The organism is Streptomyces prasinopilosus (assembly GCF_001419695.1).
Lineage (GTDB): Bacteria > Actinomycetota > Actinomycetes > Streptomycetales > Streptomycetaceae > Streptomyces > Streptomyces prasinopilosus.
On the sequence record NZ_LIRG01000924.1, the window covers coordinates 1 to 3,413 of the forward strand.

General features: G+C 76.4%; 1 protein-coding gene. It reads left to right on the top strand.

Annotation, left to right across the window (positions count from 1 at the left end):
• Window positions 1-121: 121 nt before the first annotated feature.
• Window positions 122-3,413, top strand: a 3,292-nt coding sequence (locus AOK18_RS28585) for a beta-ketoacyl synthase N-terminal-like domain-containing protein (protein WP_240503352.1), incomplete at its 3' end; no start/stop codon positions are given.

A 3,413-nucleotide genomic window follows, 5' to 3' on the forward strand; every position in this document is an offset into this window, starting at 1 on the left:
CAGCAGGGCGCTCAGGGCGCCCCGGGGATCCCGAGCGCCCTGAGCGCCCTGCTGCACCCGCTGCTCGCCCACGACCGGGACCGGTGACGCCATGACGACGGAGCCGAACGAAAGGACCACTGTGCACGGGACCGCTGGGGACAGGACCGACAGCCGCATCGCGGTGATCGGCATGGCGGTGCGGCTTCCGGGAGCCGAGGACGTCACGGACTTCCGGACGCTGCTGGGGCACGACGGGGTCGAGGTCGACGAGGTCCCGCCGAGCCGCTGGGACCGCGCGCTGTACCTCGGGGACGGCCCCCACCGGGGCACGCACCACCGGGGCGCCTTCCTGCTGGACCCCTTCTCCTTCGACCACGAGGCGTTCGGCATGAAGGCCGAGGACGCCGTCCTGCTCGACCCGCAGCAGCGCGTGATGCTCGAGGTCGGGGCCAGGGCCCTGGAGGACTCCGGCTACCTGGGGGCGCGCCGGCGGCTGGACGCGGGCGTGTTCGTCGGCGCCCGGATGAACGCGTACGGCTTCGACCACGGCCGGGGCCCGGGTGCCGGCGGCACACCGGGACCGGGACCGCAGGACGCCCCGGCGCCCGGCCGCCCCGGTGACGGCGTGCGGGCCGCCTCCCTCTGGGGGCGGTCGCAGAACTTCATGGCGGCCTGGCTGTCCGACCGGTTCGACCTGGCCGGACCGAGCCTCGTCGTCGACACCGCGTGCTCCTCCTCCCTGTCGGCGGTCTGGCTGGCCTGCCAGAGCCTGACGGCGGGAGCCTGCGAACTCGCGGTCGTCGGCGCGGTCGACCTGCTGATCGACCCGCTCACCTTCGTGCTGCTCTCCCGCACCGGGGCCCTGTCCCCGGACGGCCTGTGCCGGACCTTCGACCGCAGGGCCGACGGTTACGTACCCGGCGAGGGGGCCGTCGCCCTCGTCCTCAAACCGATGACCGCGGCACTGGCCGACGGGGACCTGGTCCTCGGTGCCATCGCCGCGTCCGCGGTCAACAACGACGGCCGCACCATGGGCGTCACCTCGCCGAACCTGGAGGCCCAGACCGAACTGCTGGGCAAGGTGTACGAGCGGATCGACCCGGCGACCGTCCAGTACGTCGAGGCCCACGGCACCGGCACCGCCATCGGCGACCCGATCGAGGCGCGGGCGCTCACCGAGGTGTTCGGCCGGTTCGGCGTGCCCCGCAACTCCGTGGCGCTGGGCTCCCTCAAGCGCCGCATCGGCCACCTGCACTCGGCGTCGGGACTCGCCGGCCTGGCCAAGGTGATCGTCATGCTGCGCGACGGCATCGTGCCGGCCCTCGACGTCGAGGAGCCCAACCCCCGCCTCAACCTGGCCGAGAGCTCCTTCCGCCTTCCCGCCGCGCACGCCCCCTGGCCCGACGCACCGGTGCGGCGCGCCGCGGTCAGCGGCTTCGGCTTCGGCGGGACGAACGCGCACGTGGTCGCCGAAGCGGTCCCCCCGACCGCCCGGCCCGTTCCGGGAGGTCCGGGAGAGCGGGCCGTCGACGGCGGGCCGGCCCGGGAGGTCCACGTCCTGCCGCTGTCGGCCGACACCCCGTACGCGCTGCGGGAACTGGCCGCGCAGTGGACCGAGTTCCTGCCCACCGTGGCCGACGACCTCGACCACGTGTGCGCCACCGCGCGGCTGGCGCGTCCGCACCGGTCCGCGCGGGTCGCCGTCCTCGGCGCCGACGCGGCGGAGCTGGCCTCCGCCCTGCGCGCCTGGCTCCTCCGCCCCGACACCCCCGACGGTGCCTCCGACGGCGTCCCCGGCTCCGCAGGCTCCGAGGGCTCCGAGGGCCTTCCCGTACGGGTCCGTCCCGAGGCGGGCGGGGCGCCTCCCGCCTGGCTCGTCGCCCTGGACGCCTCGGTGCCTCCCGTGCACGACCTCATCGGCCTCTTCGAAGCGGCGACCGGCGCCCGGCTGGCCGACTTCTCCGGCGAACTGCTGCGCATCACCGAGGGCGTCGCCCTCACCGTGGCGCTGCGCGACGCGGGGGTGCCGGAGGACGCGGTGGACCTGCCCCCGGGGTGGGAGGCGGTCCGTGACTTCGTCTGGGGCCGCGTACCGCTGGAGGAGGCACTGGCCGAGGTCCTCCGCCACGACGGCGACCCGGACCCCGATCCCGGCGCGGACCCCGGCGCGACGGGCGGGAACGACGCGGACGGCGGGCTCCGCGCCCGGCTGGCCCGGACCCGCGACGGCCGGGAAGCGGCCGGGGTGCTCGCCGCGATCACCGTCCGCCTCTTCGGGGAGGGCCGGGACATCGACTGGACCGCCCACCAGCGGGGCACGCCGTGGCTCAAGCGCCTGCTGCCGGTGGCCCAGCCGCGCGGCCGGGCCCTGGACCTGCGCGAACCGCTGCGCTCGCCCCGGCCCGGAACCCCCGCCGAACTCCTGCGGGACGAGGGCGCCGCCGGACACGTCTTCGCGCGGGTCTTCGGACCGGGCGAGGCCCCCGTCGCACAGCACGCCGTCTACCGCAGGATCATGCTGCCGGGCGTGGCGTGGCTGGAGTTCCTGCGCGAGGGCGCCGCACTGCGCGGCACGCCTTTCCACGGCGTGCGCGACCTGCTGTTCCACCGCCCGCTGATCCCCTCGGACGGCCCGTGCCGCGTGGTGTGCCGGGTCGACGGTCACGGCCGGTTCACGGTGGAGGACGACCGCGGCGGCGGGCCCTTCGTCACCGGCCGGCTGCTCGACGGACCCGCCCCCGGACCGGACCCCCTGCCGATCGGCGAGCTGCTCGGCTCCTGCACCGGGGTGCACGCGGGCTCGGGCCTCTACCGGTGGCTGCGCCGGATCGGCTACCACCACGGCCGCTACTACCGGAACCTCTCCTGGGTGGCGGGCCTGCCGGACGGCGGCACGCTCGCCCGCGTCGAGGGACGGCGCCAGCGGGAGCTGAACGCACCGGACGTCCAGCTGTTCCCGGGGCTGCTCGACAGCGTCACCATCGCCGCGATCTCCCCCGGCAACCCGGTGTTCCGCGCCGGTGACGCGTCCGCGTTCATCCCGCTCTCGGCGGCCGCGGTGGACGTCCACGGCCCACTGGACGACGCGGCCTACGTCCGCACCGAGATCGCCTTCTGGAACGAGGAGGCCTGCCGCGTCACGCAGACGGTGACCGACGCCGGGGGCAGGCCCCTGCTCGTCTTCGGGGACATGTCGTCCAAGCGGGTGCCCCTGGAGGCGTTCGGCGGCGGAACGGCGGCACCGGCCCGCCCGCACACCGCACCGCCGTCGCCGCGCACCGCACCGCCGTCGGACGCGGTGGTGCCCTCCGGTACGGCGGAGGCGCCCGGCGGCACGACCGCGGCCGGTCCCGCCGCCCCGGCTCCGTCCGGTCCCGCCGCCCCGGTCCCGGCCCCGTCCGGCGACCGGCGGCCGGTACCCGCGCGGGTAC